Annotated in this window: 10 protein-coding genes; 4 read left to right on the top strand and 6 right to left on the bottom strand. The window is 59.4% G+C overall.

Annotation, left to right across the window (positions count from 1 at the left end):
• Positions 1 to 236 precede the first annotated feature (236 nt).
• Positions 237 to 2,708 carry a leucine-rich repeat domain-containing protein gene (locus tag AB4O45_RS14985; protein WP_460160247.1) on the top strand — a complete coding sequence of 824 codons (2,472 nt, stop codon included), beginning with the start codon at positions 237 to 239 and terminating at the stop codon, positions 2,706 to 2,708.
• Positions 2,709 to 3,319: 611 nt separating this feature from the next.
• Here the strand turns inward: AB4O45_RS14985 and ntrC are convergent.
• The 5 genes from ntrC to glnA form a co-directional block, all read right to left on the bottom strand.
• Entirely contained in the window at positions 3,320 to 4,756 is a 1,437-nt protein-coding gene (gene ntrC / locus AB4O45_RS14990) for a nitrogen regulation protein NR(I) (RefSeq protein WP_016772108.1), read from the bottom strand.
• Positions 4,753 to 5,838 carry a nitrogen regulation protein NR(II) gene (gene glnL, locus AB4O45_RS14995; protein WP_024011230.1) on the bottom strand — a complete coding sequence of 362 codons (1,086 nt, stop codon included), beginning with the start codon at positions 5,836 to 5,838 and terminating at the stop codon, positions 4,753 to 4,755. Before glnL ends, ntrC begins: the two co-directional genes overlap by 4 nt.
• Positions 5,839 to 6,068: 230 nt before the next feature.
• Entirely contained in the window at positions 6,069 to 6,692 is a 624-nt protein-coding gene (locus AB4O45_RS15000; RefSeq protein WP_460160248.1) for a DUF4124 domain-containing protein, read from the bottom strand.
• Positions 6,689 to 7,201 (bottom strand): DUF4124 domain-containing protein, encoded by a 513-nt coding sequence (locus AB4O45_RS15005; protein WP_460160249.1) that lies wholly within the window; start codon positions 7,199 to 7,201, stop codon positions 6,689 to 6,691. The genes AB4O45_RS15000 and AB4O45_RS15005 overlap by 4 nt, the downstream gene beginning before the upstream one ends.
• Positions 7,202 to 7,478: 277 nt before the next feature.
• Positions 7,479 to 8,885 (bottom strand): type I glutamate--ammonia ligase, encoded by a 1,407-nt coding sequence (glnA, locus tag AB4O45_RS15010; protein WP_016772104.1) that lies wholly within the window; start codon positions 8,883 to 8,885, stop codon positions 7,479 to 7,481.
• A gap of 327 nt (positions 8,886 to 9,212) precedes the next feature.
• Between glnA and thiI the strand changes: the two genes are divergently transcribed.
• Positions 9,213 to 10,667: a tRNA uracil 4-sulfurtransferase ThiI gene (gene thiI / locus AB4O45_RS15015; protein ID WP_024011233.1), complete on the top strand. Its 1,455-nt coding sequence runs from the start codon at positions 9,213 to 9,215 to the stop codon at positions 10,665 to 10,667.
• 139 nt (positions 10,668 to 10,806) lie between these two features.
• Complete coding sequence (gene typA / locus AB4O45_RS15020) at positions 10,807 to 12,627, top strand: translational GTPase TypA (RefSeq protein WP_016772102.1); 1,821 nt, start codon at positions 10,807 to 10,809, stop codon at positions 12,625 to 12,627.
• Between the two features lie 217 nt (positions 12,628 to 12,844).
• On the opposite strand, the gene AB4O45_RS15025 is transcribed toward typA, so the two are convergent.
• Positions 12,845 to 13,282: a YkgJ family cysteine cluster protein gene (locus AB4O45_RS15025; RefSeq protein WP_016772101.1), complete on the bottom strand. Its 438-nt coding sequence runs from the start codon at positions 13,280 to 13,282 to the stop codon at positions 12,845 to 12,847.
• Positions 13,283 to 13,541: 259 nt separating this feature from the next.
• On the opposite strand from AB4O45_RS15025, the gene AB4O45_RS15030 reads away from it, so the two are divergent.
• Positions 13,542 to 15,992, top strand: coding sequence for a glycogen/starch/alpha-glucan phosphorylase (locus AB4O45_RS15030; RefSeq protein ID WP_041477535.1), 2,451 nt, complete (start codon positions 13,542 to 13,544; stop codon positions 15,990 to 15,992).
• Positions 15,993 to 16,177: the final 185 nt, after the last annotated feature.

The following is a 16,177-nucleotide window of genomic DNA, read 5'->3' on the forward strand; positions in this document are numbered from 1 at the left end:
CCGCAGGCGGCACGATGCCGGCATCATCACCCCTGCACAAAAGCGCAGGCTGATGACGTTCGGCCTGCCCTGCCATTCCCACATTTGCTAGCGTCATTTCCCACCGGAGCCGTCTGTTTTTCCGCTGCGCGTCAACGTTAACGCAGGCTATCGTTGGTCTTCCCAGCTAACCGGCAGGATGCCGACCCCCCCGCCTGAGCATGAATGGCGGGGCGACTTTTCAAGGATGAAAAAACATGTCAGTAAAACCACCTCGCGGGGGCAGCACCCACGTTGATACGGATGTCCACACGTTCCCGAAGCGAAGCTCGGACAAGGATTTCACAGCGGCGGATATGCCCGTCCGCGATGGCACGGTCCCCTGGGCTGGTCTCGATGATCTGATGTCGCTTAGCACCAAACCTGGCGACGACGCAGGCCCGAATACGATCCTATCGGCGCCGGTGGTCGAGGTTCGCCCGGCACCGGAGGTTGCTGCCATCTCTCCTGTGATACACCGGTCGCTGGAGACTTACCGGATAACATCAACCACCGAATTGCCTGACGCTGATGGCGAAGGCTTCAGGTTGTACAAAAATCGCCGTTATGTTGACGTCCCTGGCAGTGGCCTCGTTCTCGTCGCAGTTGATCCGGATACGGGATGGTATCGCGCTCGACATCCCGGCGAGTTGTACCCTTGCGGCCCATGGATGTTGCGCGATAGCGAAAGCGGCATCTGGCATCCGCACAGCGACTTCAGCACCCGCACCAACCCCCTGACCGCCCAAAGCCTGGATGGCTTTCATGCCGGGCTGGATGTCAGTGGCGCACAATCGGGCAGCGACGGCGTGATACGTCACGATGGCAAACTCTATGTGGTCATCCATGAGCAGGCGTATCAGGTGATGCAGGATCTGGATGCCTCCCGCCCGGAATACAGGGTTTGGCGCCTGGTCAAACCCAACGATCCCGTCGCTGCCGACAGCGTGAACATTTACCGCGCCAGCCTGGGCGGTGAAACCCTGGCGATCACCCGCAGCGAGCAGAACACCTGGGTTTGCATCCTCACAGGTTTGCGCGGTGGGATGGATGGCGCTGCTCAAGCACCTGCCAACCCGTTCAACTTTCACCGCCCCTGGCTCACCGGCGCAGGTCCCTCCGGGGGACAGCCGCCGGTTCTGGTTGCGACCACACGGACACTGGTCAGACGCTATTTTGCTGATGCGACGGATCAACATGCCGATGATTTCATTGCGCGTTATGGGGAAGCGGGTGTCGCAGAAGTCGAACTCAAGCGGCTTGAGCTGGAGTTTCCTCGATTGAACCGTGAGATCACTGCCTGGGAGACGGGTTACAAAGGCCAGGACATTGCCGAACGCAGGCGCCGGCTGGCAATAGGGGCCAACGTGCGTCGGTTGTTCAAATGGCAGGGAGAGCATTCGGAAAAAGTCTACCGCGACGGGCGGCTGGTCGGTTTCAAGCTGGAGCTCGACCTGGGAAGTCGGCGCAATCTGGCGCTACCGGGTTGTTCCGTTCCGCTCAGATCCGTCGTATCTCTAGGCCTGGAAGGAAGTCCTTCGAAAAGTCTGGGAAAATTGTTCTCGATGCTTTCCCACATTGAAACCCTCGAAATCCGCAGATTCAATGGCAAGTGTCATGAACTGTTGGCCGAAATCGATAAACTCCCGGCGTTGAAAGTCCTGACGATGCAGGAAGCCAGACTATGGCTCCCGTCGGACGGCCTTGAGCATTTCACGCGATTGACCCGTTTGCGGGAGTTGAGCCTGACGCACTGCAGTATCTGGCCGCTTTTTTCAGTGCGTGGCATGAGCGAGTTGCGGGTCTTGCGCGCACGTTCCTGTGGTTTGAGTCGTCCCCCTGTCGGGCTGGATCAATGGCCCGTGGCGTCACGGTTGGAGGTGCTTGACCTGTACCATAATCCCGATTTGACAGAAGCACCTGATGTGACTCGCATGTCCGGATTGCGAGAGTTGAATCTGGCCAATACGTTCATAACCTCGCCGCCGCCCGGGCTTGGTTTGCAGAACGGTCCGTCGCGGCTGGAGATATTGAATTTGTCGGAAAGTCGGCTGGCTGTGGCGCCCTCACTGCGGGGAATGACGGCGTTGCGGGAAGTCGATCTCCACCGAACTCGTATAAGAGAATTCCCGGATGGTGTGACATCCGATATTCCCAGGACACGTTTGAATCTGGCCTATACCGCGATCAGAGCCATTCCCGAAACCATTGAGCTGAGAAAAGGGTTTGACCTGACTGGCAGTCCGATTGCCGACCCCGCTTCTCTTCGACGATTGATAGCTGCACGTCGGCAGACGGGTACCGATCTGTGGCTTGGGAGAATCGAGGCTGATTTGGCGGACAGTCCATGGCTGCACCATGTCCCCCAAACGCAACGCGCTGAAAAGTCTGCCCTGTGGGATTCATTTGTCCTTCAAGCGAACCCCGCAATGATCAAACAACTCAGAAATCTGGTGCGTACGCCGGAATTTCAGGTTGAGCGTCTGCTTTTGCAGCGCCGGTTCTGGTCGTTTATTGAAAGCTTCCAAAAGGCCAGCGTAGGTGAGCAAGAAAGTTTGCTGAACATTGCGTCTACTGAACCCAGCCCGGGGAAAATGCTGGACAGGCTGGAGGAGGAAGTAAGGAGGTTTGACCCGACATGGCAAAACCAGCCCCCACATCATGTGCCCGAGCGCCCCAGATTCGAATAGGGGCGGGACGCATTGCGGTGTAAAAGCGGGAATCCCTGACCTGCCTGTATCAGGGTTCCCAAAAGCATGGGCTTCGCTTGCGGCGTCAGCCCGGTGTAAAGAGGGAACCCCCGGCCTGCCTGTACCAAGGATCCCAAAACGGTGGGCTCGCTGCTTTGCGCTGCGAGCCCGGTGTAAAGAGGGGAATCCCCGGCCTGCCTGTACCAAGGTCCCCGAAACGGGTGGTGAATCGAATCACCTGAGATAGATATTGCAGGCGGCGTGCCAGGTTTTGATTTGCTGTAACAAAAAATGCTTCGAAAACGCGAAAGCCTCGGAATACGGGGCTTTCGCTTATTTCAAGTCTGGGTTTTTCGGCACTTTCAGATGCGGGGGTGGCGATACGGCTCTGCGCGATCACGGTTCATCGTGCATTGATGCGGTGCACGGTGGCCCTCACGCTGCCCCTCTCCCAAAGGGAGAGGGGCCTGACCGAGTTGCCCGGTCAAGTTACGCCGACCTGAGATACCGAGCCGAACCCAGGCCTCGAAACCACCCGAGATTGCTGCCTTCCCCCGGGAGAGGGCTGGGGTGAGGGGGATCGATCCTGAGTACACGACAATCCTTAAGCGTTAACCCTCTTCCCCCTCATCATCATCCCCACCATCAACCTTCATCCCCAGTTCCTTGATCTTGCGCGTCAGGGTATTACGCCCCCAACCCAGCAACACCGCCGCATCACGCCGACGTCCTGCGGTGTGCTTCAGTGCTGTCTCGATCATGATCCGCTCGAACGCCGGCACTGCGCTGTCGAGCAGGCTCGACTGGCCACGGGCCAAGGCCTGATCTGCCCATTGGCGCAGGGCCTGTTCCCAGTTGGTCACTGGCGCCGAATCCTGTGGCAGGTTGAGCAGTTCCGGTGGCAAGTCGCTGATGTGCACTTCGCGACCGGAGGCCATGACAGTGATCCAGCGACAGGTGTTCTCCAGTTGACGCACGTTGCCTGGCCAAGGCAGGTTTTTCAGGTATTCCTCGGTCTCGCTTTTCAGCAGCTTGGGCTCCACCGCCAGCTCCTGCGCGGCGCGGCTGAGGAAGTGCCGGGCCAGGGTCGGGATGTCTTCGCGACGATCCGACAGGCGCGGGATGTGGATGCGGATCACGTTGAGGCGGTGGAACAAATCCTCACGGAACTTGCCGGCGTGGACGAGGGTTTCCAGATTCTGGTGTGTCGCAGCGATGATGCGCACATCGACCTTGACCGGCACATGGCCGCCGACGCGATAGAACTCGCCATCGGCCAGCACGCGCAACAGACGCGTCTGGGTGTCCGCCGGCATGTCGCCGATTTCATCGAGAAACAGCGTGCCGCCGTCCGCTTGTTCAAAACGACCGCGACGCAAATTCGCCGCGCCGGTGAACGCGCCTTTCTCGTGGCCGAACAGCTCGGATTCCATCAGATCCTTGGGGATCGCCGCCATGTTCAGCGCAATGAACGGCGAGGCCGCGCGTGGGCTGTGGCGGTGCAGGGCGTGGGCCACCAGTTCTTTACCGGTACCGGATTCGCCGTTGATCAGCACGGTGATGTTGGAGTGGCTCAGGCGCCCGATGGCGCGAAACACTTCCTGCATCGCCGGCGCTTCGCCGATGATTTCCGGGGTGCGGGTCAGCGCCGGCACCACTTCCAGACCTTGCTGTTCCTGGGCATGTTGATTGGCGCGTTTGACCAGCGATACCGCTTCATCGACGTCGAACGGCTTGGGCAGGTACTCGAAAGCGCCGCCCTGATAGGAGGCGACAGCGCTGTCCAGATCGGAGTGAGCGGTCATGATGATGACCGGCAGCCGTGGGTGCTGTTCGCGAATCCGCGCCAGCAGATCCAGGCCACTGGCGCCCGGCATGCGGATATCGGAAATGATCACGTCCGGCTGCTGCCGGGCCAGACGACTCATCACGCCATCGGCGCTGTCGAAGCTCTGGGTGGTCATGCCTTCCTGCTGCAAGGCTTTTTCCAGGACCCAACGGATAGAACGGTCGTCATCGACGATCCACACGGTTTCACTACGGCTCATGTCGATGTGGCTCCTTGTTCCAGTGGCAGGAAGATCGAGAAGGTGGTGTGGCCTGGATGGCTCTCACACTCGATCAGGCCCTGGTGCTGACTGATGATGTTCTGGGTAATGGCCAGGCCCAGCCCGGTACCATCCGGGCGGCCGCTGACCATGGGAAAGAAAATGGTTTCCTGCAGTTCCGCCGGAATGCCGGGACCGTTGTCGATGATCTCGATCTTGGTCACCAGACGATGGCGGATGTGGCCGATGGTGAACTGGCGCATGGCGCGGGTGCGCAGGCTGATGCGGCCCAGGCGCAGCTCGTTCTGGCTGCTGATGGCCTGCATCGCATTGCGCACGATGTTCAGCACCGCCTGAATCATTTGCTCGCGGTCGATCAGGACGTCGGGAATGCTCGGGTCGTAATCACGCACCAGGGTGATGCAGCCCTGGCTTTCGGCTTCGACCAGATGGCAGACGCGTTCGAGCACTTCGTGGACGTTGCACATGGCCAGCGACGGCAGTTTGTTCGAGCCGAGCATGCGATCGACCAGATTGCGCAGGCGGTCGGCCTCTTCGATGATCACATTGGTGTAATCGCGCAGGCTTTCCTCCGGCAGTTCGCGGGCGAGCAATTGCGCTGCGCCACGGATGCCGCCCAGGGGGTTCTTGATCTCATGGGCGAGGCCGCGCACCAGCATCTTGCTGGTTTCCTGCTTGGACAGCTGCGCCTCTTCCTTGGTGATCCGCAGCAGGCGATCACGCGGGTGCACTTCAAGCAAAAGCAAAGTCTCGCCGTTGCTGAGGATTGGCGTCACCGCGTAATCCACGGTCAGCGTCTGGCCGGTGAGGGCGGTGAGCATCGCTTCACGCTTGGTGAAAGGGTGCGCCTGCTCCACGGCCTGACGCAGGGAATTGAGCGCCTCGGGGGATTCGGTGAACAGCTCGCTGATGAACTGGCCGTGGCTGCGCTGACCGCTGACGGCCAACAGCATCTCCGCTGCCGGGTTCATATACTCCAGGCGCAGCTCGGCGTCGAGCAGGATGGTCGCCGTGGTCAGGTTGTCGAGCAGCAAACGGTGAATAGCGTCGCTTATGGTCATCTGGACCCCTTTTGGAGCAAGGCGTGCGCGAGAACAAAGCGCTGATGTCGGGAAAATGCAAAAACCAAACCAAGGCTCCGAAAAGAAGCGTTTAACCCCTGAAACAGGCGTTTGACGCGCGTTTGTATGGCACGAAGCCAGCTCAAACGGGAAGTTTCGAACCAAAATGGGTTGGGTTGTGGGCGAGATGCAGTTTAGTGCACCAATAGGGTGCGCATGCCCGGCAGGCGTTAAAAGAAGCGCAGGAAGGGATTTTTCGGTTCGTCAGGTTTGTCCTTGAGCGGACATTCCGGGCGCACGCCGTAATCGTCGGCGACACAGGGTTTGACCTGACGTTTTTGCGCTAGGGAAATGCGCAGCATGTGGAACGGTTGATTGGCGGTGCGTTCCACGGTGCGCCCGGCGGCGTCGAGAATCTCGATCGAAAGGCTGTGGCTGCCGCGATCGATATTGCTCAGCGCAAATACCGGGCTGACGCCGGGCTCGCCAGTGGCCTTGCCATCCAGCAGCAAGCGATAACGATGGCCGCTTTGCAGGCCGGGCTCGCTGGTGACGCTGACGATCAGCTCGCCGGCGCTGTTGCGCAAGGTGGCATCAGGCTCCGGGATCAGAATGCGCAGCATGTCGTAATGAAAGGGCGCTGGTTCGGCAGATGTTTTCGCCGTGCTGACCGGCGCTGCGGTGTTGGCAGGGACCGCCATGCGATTGCTCGTCGCGATCGGCACTCGCTTGGCGTTGGCGCGTGGCTGGTCGGTATAGACGCGGTTGCCCTGCGCGTCGAGATAGGTGAAGACCTCCGCCGAGGTGCACATCGACATCAGTGCCAGGACGAGTACCAGCCCCGCGCGGATCATGGTGTATGCACCCGTTGCACGGTGAAGACGGCTGGCGGGCTCTGCTGAATGACGGTCTGGCCGTCGATCACCTGCACGGCCAGGCGATGCTCGCCGCGATCAATGTTCACCAACTGCAAAACCGGTACGTTGCTCGGCTGACCATAGGGCTCGTCGTCCAGCACCAGTCTCAGTTGATGCGGCGGTTGCAGGCGCGGTTTGATCAGGACATTGACCGTAAAGGTGCCGTTGTTGGCGCGCAGCGCCTCGTCAGTGGGCAGACCGGCGAGTTCGAGGATTTCATAGGCGTTGCGCGCTGGTTGCGGTGCTTCGGGGCGGGGTGATTGCGGCGCGCTCGGTGCTTGCGGCTCGACCCGATTGAGTGGCGGCAGCTCGACCGGTTGCGCCTGCACGCCGTCCGGCGGCTGATTGCTGTACGCCGTGTTGCCGTTGGCGTCGGTGTACTTGTAGATCTGCCCGGCGGCGGGCAGAGCGATCAGCAGCAGAATGTAGAGAAACGTGCGACCCATGAAATCGACCGGGGTTGGAAGCGATGGGTAGCAGCATAGGACAGGTGCGGCGGTTGGCCCAACTGGCGACACATCCAAAGATCATTCAGACACCATGGATCCCCTGTGGGAGCGAGCCTGCTCGCGAAGGCGTCGCATCAGTCACCATCATCTTCAATGACCCACCGCTTTCGCGAGCAGGCTCGCTCCCACAGGGTAAATGAACTGTGCCGGGCAATAAAAAAGGCCTCCCGAAGGAGGCCTCTTGTGTCACGCCGCTTTACGCAGCGCTACCGGATCAGCAGCTGTAGTACAGCTCATATTCCAGTGGGTGCACGAAGGTGCGAACCTTGATTTCTTCTTCCGATTTCAGCGCGATGTAAGCGTCGATGAAGTCGTCGGAGAACACGCCGCCCTTGGTCAGGAACGCGCGGCCCTTGTCCAGCTCTTCCAGGGCTTCTTTCAGGCTGCCGCAAACCTGTGGAATCTCTTTCGCCTCTTCAGGCGGCAGGTCGTACAGGTTCTTGTCGGCGGCATCGCCTGGGTGGATCTTGTTCTGGATACCGTCCAGACCGGCCATCAGCAGTGCTGCGAAGGCCAGGTACGGGTTGGCAGCCGGATCCGGGAAGCGTGCTTCGATACGGCGGGCTTTCGGGCTCGACACGTAAGGAATACGGATCGAAGCGGAACGGTTGCGAGCCGAGTAGGCCAGCATTACCGGAGCTTCGAAGCCTGGCACCAGACGCTTGTAGGAGTTGGTCGCCGGGTTGGTGAAGCCGTTCAGGGCCTTACCGTGCTTGATGATGCCGCCGATGAAGTACAGAGCGGTATCGGACAGGCCGGCATAGCCTTCACCTGCGAAGGTGTTCTTGCCGTCTTTCCAGATCGACATGTGTACGTGCATGCCCGAACCGTTGTCGCCGTACAGTGGCTTCGGCATGAAGGTCGCGGTGCGGCCGTAAGCGTCGGCAACGTTGTGCACAACGTATTTCAGGGTCTGAACTTCGTCGGCCTTCTTCACCAGGGTGTTGAACTTGACGCCGATTTCGTTCTGGCCGGCAGTTGCCACTTCGTGGTGGTGAACTTCAACCGACTGACCCATTTCTTCCAGTGCGTTGCACATGGCGGTACGGATTTCGTGGTCGTGGTCGAATGGTGGAACCGGGAAGTAGCCACCTTTCACGCCTGGACGGTGACCCTTGTTGCCGCCTTCGATGTCCTGGTCGGACATCCACGAACCTTGCTCGGAGTAGATCTTGAACATCGAGCCGGAGATGTCCGACTTGAATTTCACCGAGTCAAAGATGAAGAACTCAGGCTCCGGACCGGCGAATACGGTGTCACCGATACCGGTGGCTTTCAGGTGCTCTTCGGCGCGCTTGGCGATCGCACGTGGGTCGCGATCGTAGCCCTGCATGCTCGAAGGCTCGATGATGTCGCACACCAGAATCAGGGTTGGGTCTTCGGTGAACGGATCGAGCACGGCAGTTTCGTCGACCGGCATCAGGATCATGTCGGAGGCTTCGATGCCTTTCCAGCCGGAGATGGAGGAACCGTCGAACATCTTGCCGACTTCGAAGAAGTCGTCATCCAGCGCATCGCGAGCCGGCATGGTCACGTGGTGCTGAGTGCCTTTGGTGTCCGTGAAGCGCAGATCAATCCACTTGACGTCATGATCTTTGATGAGTTGAACCGACTTCGACATAGTGTCCTCCGGGTGAATTAGGGCGGGTAGTGGATGCCCTTAATAATGGTGATGCCGGCGCGAATACTCTGCCAAGGCAACCTGCCTCACAAGGGAGCAAATTGCATGCCAGTGCCCCAGCATGGGTTTTTTGCCCCAAATTCACGCTTATTAAGGCGTGCGAGGTACTGAATCGACAAATCCCGCCCCTTAATGTTGCGTTTAAATTCAGAAATGACCTGTTTTGGTGCAAGCAAAACCTTCTGCACATTAACTGGTTAAACCTTGAGCAATTTCCGCTATAATCCGCGCCCCCCTTTTTCGGCTGGCCGTTCGCGCGCTGTTTTCATGAAACTTATCGTAAAAGTCTTCCCCGAGATCACCATCAAAAGCCGACCTGTCCGGACGAAATTCATCCGCCAGTTGGCCAAGAACATCCGCACCGTGCTCCGTGACCTGGACCCGGCCGTGGTGGTGAACGGCGTGTGGGACAATCTCGAGCTGGAAACCCGCGTTACCGACCCCAAAGCCTTGAAAGAGATGGGCGAGCGCCTGACCTGCATGCCGGGTATCGCGCATTTTCTGCAGATCGACGAGTACCCGCTGGGCGACTTCGACGACATCACCGAAAAGTGCAAACAGCACTACGGCGATGCACTGGCCGGGAAGATTTTCTCGGTGCGCTGCAAGCGCGCAGGCAAGCATGCCTTCAGCTCGATGGACGTGGAAAAATACGTCGGCAGCAAGCTGCGTCGTGAGTGCGGTGCGGCCGGAATCGACCTTAAAGCACCGCAAATCGAAGTCCGTATCGAAGTTCGCGACAAACGGTTGTTCGTGATTCACAGCCAGCACAACGGCATCGGCGGCTACCCGCTGGGTGCGTTGGAGCAGACGCTGGTATTGATGTCCGGCGGCTTTGATTCGACCGTGGCGGCTTATCAGATCATGCGTCGCGGCCTGATGGCGCACTTCTGCTTCTTCAATCTCGGCGGGCGTGCCCACGAATTGGGCGTGATGGAAGTCGCGCACTTCATCTGGAAGAAGTACGGCAGCTCGCAACGCGTGCTATTTGTCAGTGTGCCGTTCGAGGAAGTGCTGGGCGAAATTCTCGGCAAAGTCGATAACAGTCATATGGGCGTGGTTTTGAAGCGTATGATGTTGCGCGCCTCGTCCGAGATCGCCGAACGCCTGCACATCGATGCACTGGTGACCGGTGAAGCGATCTCCCAGGTGTCGAGCCAGACGCTGCCGAACCTGTCGGTGATCGACTGCGTGACCGACAAACTGGTGCTGCGACCGCTGATCGTCGCGCACAAGCAGGACATCATCGATACCGCCAACGAGATCGGCACCGCCGATTTCGCCCGGCACATGCCGGAATACTGCGGCGTGATTTCGGTCAACCCCAAGACCGCCGCCAAGCGTGGCCGGGTTGAGCACGAAGAGAAAGAATTCGACATGGCGGTACTCGAGCGTGCGCTCGCCAACGCCAAACTGGTGCCGATCGATCGGGTAATCGACGAGTTGGGCCAGGATTTGCAGATTGAAGAAGTCAGCGAAGCGCTGGCCGGTCAGATCGTGATCGACATCCGCCACCCGGATGCCGCCGAGGATGACCCGCTGGAGCTCGCCGGCATAGAGGTACAGACGATGCCGTTCTATGCAGTGAACGCACGTTTCAAGGAACTGGACCCTACTCGCCAGTACCTGCTGTATTGCGACAAAGGCGTGATGAGTCGCCTGCATGCCCACCATTTGCTCAGTGAGGGGCATGCCAATGTGCGCGTTTATCGACCGAGCTAAGTGCCCGGGGCTGTTTGCCTGTGGCCTGCGTCACCGGCCCCCCGACACCGCCGTCAAGCTGTAACGGCCATGCCGGACACTACTGCTAATCGCTGCCATGACTTGTCAGCAAACCGAATCCTCTGATCGAGATACACAAGTGATCGAAAATCTACGCAACATCGCCATCATTGCCCACGTTGACCACGGTAAAACCACCCTGGTAGACAAACTCCTGCGTCAATCCGGCACCCTGGAGCGCAACGAGCTCAACGACGAGCGCGTGATGGACTCCAACGACCAGGAAAAAGAGCGCGGTATTACCATTCTGGCGAAGAACACCGCCATCAACTGGAACGGCTACCACATCAACATCGTGGACACCCCGGGCCACGCCGACTTCGGCGGCGAAGTTGAACGCGTAATGTCGATGGTCGACTCCGTTCTGCTGCTGGTTGACGCTCAAGACGGCCCTATGCCGCAAACCCGTTTCGTGACCAAGAAGGCTTTCGAAGCCGGCCTGCGTCCAATCGTGGTCATCAACAAGGTTGACCGTCCAGGCGCGCGTCCGGACTGGGTTCTGGACCAGATCTTCGACCTGTTCGACAACCTCGGTGCGACCGAAGAACAACTGGACTTCCAGGTTGTTTACGCTTCGGCCCTGAACGGTATTGCCGGTCTGGACCACACCGCCATGGCGGAAGACATGACTCCGCTGTACCAGGCAGTAGTCGACCACGTTCCGCCTCCGGCCGTTGACCGTGACGGTCCGTTCCAGATGCAGATCTCCGCTCTGGACTACAACAGCTTCCTGGGTGTTATCGGTGTTGGCCGTATCGCTCGTGGTCGCGTCAAGCCGAACACCCCGGTTGTCGCTATCAGCGCCGACGGCAAGCGTCGCAACGGTCGTATCCTGAAGCTGATGGGTCACCACGGTCTGCACCGCATCGACGTTGACGAAGCAGCAGCTGGCGACATCGTCTGCATCAGCGGCTTCGACGAGCTGTTCATCTCGGACACTCTGTGCGATATCAACACCGTCGAGGCGATGAAGCCGCTGACCGTTGACGAGCCAACCGTTTCCATGACCTTCCAGGTAAACGACTCGCCATTCTGCGGTAAAGAAGGCAAGTTCGTGACCTCCCGTAACATCAAGGATCGTCTGGACAAAGAGCTGCTGTACAACGTTGCACTGCGCGTTGAAGAAGGCGACTCGGCTGACAAGTTCAAGGTGTCCGGCCGTGGTGAGCTGCACCTCTCGGTACTGATCGAAACCATGCGTCGCGAAGGCTTCGAGCTGGCCCTGGGCCGTCCTGAAGTGATCATCCGTGAAGTCGACGGCGTGAAGCAGGAACCGTTCGAAAACGTCACCATCGACATCCCTGAAGAATCCCAGGGCAAGGTCATGGAAGAGATGGGTCTGCGTAAGGGCGACCTGAGCAACATGGTGCCGGATGGCAAGGGCCGTGTTCGTCTGGAATACAACATCCCTGCTCGCGGTCTGATCGGTTTCCGTAACCAGTTCCTGACCCTGACCAACGGTGCTGGCATCCTGACCTCGATCTTCGACCGTTACGCTCCAGTGAAGTCGGGCCACATGTCCGGCCGTCAGAACGGCGTTCTGGTTTCGGTTGAAACCGGCAAGGCTCTGACCTACTCGTTGGAAACCCTGCAGGCCCGTGGCAAGCTGTTCGTAGAACACGGCCAGGAGATCTACAACGGTCAGATCGTTGGTCAGAACAGCCGCGACAACGACCTGGGTGTGAACCCAACCAAAGGCAAGAAGCTCGACAACATGCGTGCTTCGGGTAAAGACGAAACCATCGCTCTGGTCCCACCTGTTCGCTTCACCCTGGAACAGGCTCTGGAATACATCCAGGAAGACGAGCTGTGCGAAGTTACGCCTAAGTCGATCCGTCTTCGCAAGAAGATCCTCGACGAAAGCGAGCGTACCCGCGCTGCCAAGAAAGCCAAGGCGTAATTCAGCCCTGGAATAAAAAAACGCCCCCGGTCGCGAGACAGGGGGCGTTTTTGTTTGTCTGGCGTTTATGCAGTGTTTGCACTGGCCCTTTCGCGAGCAGGCTCGCTCCCACAGTGGGATTTCGGGTGCACACAAAATCCGTGTTCACTGATCTCTATTGTGGGAGCGAGCCTGCTCGCGAAAGCGGCCGATCAGCCGCCGAAAACTTCCCCAGCGATCAAAATTTGTCGATGGCCCGGAAATTCTGCACCCGCTCGACTTCTTTCGGCTTATAAGCGCAATACCCCGGCCGCGGCCCGATCTTCGGGTGGTTGCGGCAGGTGTCCGGGCGCTTGTCATAAATGGTGCACAGGCGGGTTTTACGATCCAGGTAATAGCAGTCGTTGTTGCTCATGCGCTGCAGGGTGAAGATCCCCGACTTCTGATTGAAGCGCTCGACCAGGCCTTCCTTTTGCAGGCGCTTGGCGATGTTCTTCGGCGGATCGCCCAGTTCGAACTCGTCGACCACGCCGATGCGCACCAGATCCTTGATCTTCACTTCGACCGGCAGCGTGCAGCAGCTGGACATGCACGAGCCGCACATCGGCGCCGAGTATTTGGCCCACGTATCGAGACGATCAATCTCGGCGGCGGCGATCAGGTTGGGCTTCATCATCGGGAGTTACCAGGCGTGTATGCATCAGGGCGCGCGATCATACCGGGAGCGGTGGAATTTTGAACAACCTTTCGCCGGATATTTTCGCAACGACTGCAATTTGCCCGACAGGACGGCACGGCCCCTGCATTCATTGGTTCATCCGCCAAGGTTATGTCGGACTGCTGCACAGTCCGCGCAAATACTGCCGAACCAGAGCCGTTACCGCCGGTCAGACCGTCTAGGCTCAGAAAATTCCCGCTCGCTCGAGGTCCTGTTGATGACTCAAGAACCACTAGTTCGCGAAGCAGAGGTGGCCGCGTTCCGCGACGCCGTCCTGACCAAACTCACCTACGCCGTGGGCAAAGACCCCGATCACGCCTTCGACCATGACTGGTTCGAAGCCATTGCCCTGGCCGCGCGTGATCACATGGTCGAACACTGGATGGACCACACCCGGCAGATCTACCGCAAAGGCCAGAAGCGGGTTTATTACCTCTCGCTGGAATTTCTCATCGGCCGCCTTCTCTACGACAGCCTGAGCAACCTTGGGCTGCTCGACGTCGCCCGTGAAGCGTTGACCGAACTGGGCGTCGATCTGGAGCGCATCCGCCTGCTGGAGCCCGACGCGGCGCTCGGCAACGGCGGCCTCGGTCGGCTCGCGGCGTGTTTCATGGAAAGCATGTCGACCCTCGGCATCGCCGGCCATGGCTATGGCATTCGTTATGAGCATGGCTTGTTCCGTCAGGCGATTGTCGATGGCTGGCAACAGGAACAGACCGAACACTGGCTGGATTTCGGCAACCCGTGGGAATTCGAACGGCCGGAAGTGGCCTACCCGATCGGCTTCGGCGGCAGCGTCGAAACCGTCACCGATGCCTCCGGCAAGACTCGTCAGGTCTGGTCGCCGGCGGAAACCGTGCGCGCAATTGCTTATGACACGCCGGTGGTCGGCTGGCGCGGGGCGAGCGTCAACACCCTGCGTCTGTGGCGTGCCCGCGCCATGGAAGATCTGCACCTTGAGCGCTTCAACGCCGGTGACCACCTGGGCGCCGTGGCGGAAGTGGCCCGCGCCGAGAGTATCTCCCGCGTCCTTTATCCGGCCGACAGCACCGAAGCCGGGCAAGAGCTGCGCCTGCGTCAGGAATACTTCTTCGTCGCCGCTTCGCTGCAGGATCTGCTGCGCCGTCACCGCAACATGCACACCTCGGTGCTGACCCTCGGTGATCACGCGGCGATCCAGCTCAACGACACTCACCCCTCGATTGCAGTGGCCGAGCTGATGCGCCAACTGGTCGACGTCTACGACGTCGCGTGGGACGCAGCATGGCAAGTCACCGTCGACACGCTGTCGTACACCAACCACACGCTGCTGCCGGAAGCACTGGAAACCTGGCCGGTCGGGCTGATGGAACGCATGCTGCCACGGCACATGCAGATCATTTACCTGATCAACGCGCAGCACATCGATTCGCTGCGGGCCAAGGGCATTCACGACTTCGACGTGCTGCGCGCGGTGTCGCTGATCGAAGAAGACAACGGCCGCCGGGTGCGCATGGGCAACCTCGCGTTCCTCGGTTCCCACAGCGTCAACGGCGTGTCCGGTCTGCATACGCAGTTGATGCGCAAAACCGTATTCGCCGAACTGCACAAGCTCTACCCGGAGCGGATCAACAACAAAACCAACGGCATCACGTTCCGCCGCTGGCTGTATCAGGCCAACCCGGAACTGACCTCGATGCTGATCGACGCTCTCGGCCCGGATGTGCTCGACCATCCCGAAGAGCGCCTGCTCGAACTTGAACCGTTCGCCGAGAAAACCGCCTTCCGCAAAGCCTTCGCCGAGCAGCGGTTGCACAGCAAGAAGGCGCTGGCCTATCTGATTCACGAGCGCCTCGGGATCGCGGTCAACCCGGCAGCGATGTTCGACGTGCAGGTCAAACGTATTCACGAGTACAAACGTCAGTTGCTCAACCTGATGCACACCGTGGCGTTGTACCAGGCGATTCGTGCCGAGCCGGAAGTCGACTGGGTGCCACGCGTGAAGATCTTCGCCGGTAAAGCGGCGGCGAGTTACCACCAGGCCAAGCTGATCATCAAACTGACCAACGACATCGCTCGGGTGGTGAACAACGACCCGACCGTGCGCGGCCTGCTGAAAGTGGTGTTCCTGCCCAACTACAACGTCAGCCTGGCCGAAAGCATCATTCCGGCGGCGGATTTGTCCGAGCAGATTTCCACCGCCGGTTTCGAGGCGTCGGGCACCAGTAACATGAAGTTCGGCCTCAACGGCGCGCTGACCATCGGCACCCTCGACGGTGCCAACGTGGAAATGTGCGAGCGCATCGGTGCCGAGCACATGTTCATCTTCGGTCTCAGCGCGCAACAGGTTGAAGCGCGCAAGCAGAACCACGAGTTCAGCGCCGTACCCGACATCGCCGCCTCCCATCGTTTGAACGATGTGCTGCAAGCGATTCGCAGCGGTGTGTTCTCGCCGGACGATACCTCGCGTTATACCGGGCTGATCGATTCGCTGATCGACTATGACCGCTTCCTGGTCTGCGCCGACTTCGACTCCTACTGGGAAGCGCAGAAGCGTGTCGATGCGCACTGGCACGACTCGCAGAACTGGTGGCGTTCGGCGGTGCTCAACACCTCGCGGATGGGCTGGTTCTCTTCCGACCGGACGATTCGCGAGTACGCCACGGATATCTGGAAAGCGCTGGAGTAACTTTCCCCGACAAATCTGCGCAAGGCCCAACGTTTGTTGGGCCGGATCGATATACTGAGCGCCGGTTAAAAGGCATCAATCACCGCCGTACCCTGTGGGAGCGAGCCTGCTCGCGAAGCGATCGTCGACTTAAACAGAAATGTTGGCTGACAATCCGCCTTCGCGAGCAGGCTCGCTCCCACACG

It is taken from the genome of Pseudomonas sp. S2_B10, assembly GCF_054668425.1.

Excerpts from the sequence above, each read along its gene's own strand:
- AB4O45_RS15030 (WP_041477535.1), top strand. The coding sequence starts at position 13,542 with ATGACTCAAGAACCACTAGTTCGCGAAGCAGAGGTGGCCGCGTTCCGC.
- ntrC (WP_016772108.1), bottom strand. The coding sequence starts at position 4,756 with ATGAGCCGTAGTGAAACCGTGTGGATCGTCGATGACGACCGTTCTATC.
- thiI (WP_024011233.1), top strand. The coding sequence starts at position 9,213 with ATGAAACTTATCGTAAAAGTCTTCCCCGAGATCACCATCAAAAGCCGA.
- AB4O45_RS15025 (WP_016772101.1), bottom strand. The coding sequence starts at position 13,282 with ATGATGAAGCCCAACCTGATCGCCGCCGCCGAGATTGATCGTCTCGAT.
- AB4O45_RS14985 (WP_460160247.1), top strand. The coding sequence starts at position 237 with ATGTCAGTAAAACCACCTCGCGGGGGCAGCACCCACGTTGATACGGAT.
- AB4O45_RS15005 (WP_460160249.1), bottom strand. The coding sequence starts at position 7,201 with ATGGGTCGCACGTTTCTCTACATTCTGCTGCTGATCGCTCTGCCCGCC.
- AB4O45_RS15000 (WP_460160248.1), bottom strand. The coding sequence starts at position 6,692 with ATGATCCGCGCGGGGCTGGTACTCGTCCTGGCACTGATGTCGATGTGC.
- glnL (WP_024011230.1), bottom strand. The coding sequence starts at position 5,838 with ATGACCATAAGCGACGCTATTCACCGTTTGCTGCTCGACAACCTGACC.
- glnA (WP_016772104.1), bottom strand. The coding sequence starts at position 8,885 with ATGTCGAAGTCGGTTCAACTCATCAAAGATCATGACGTCAAGTGGATT.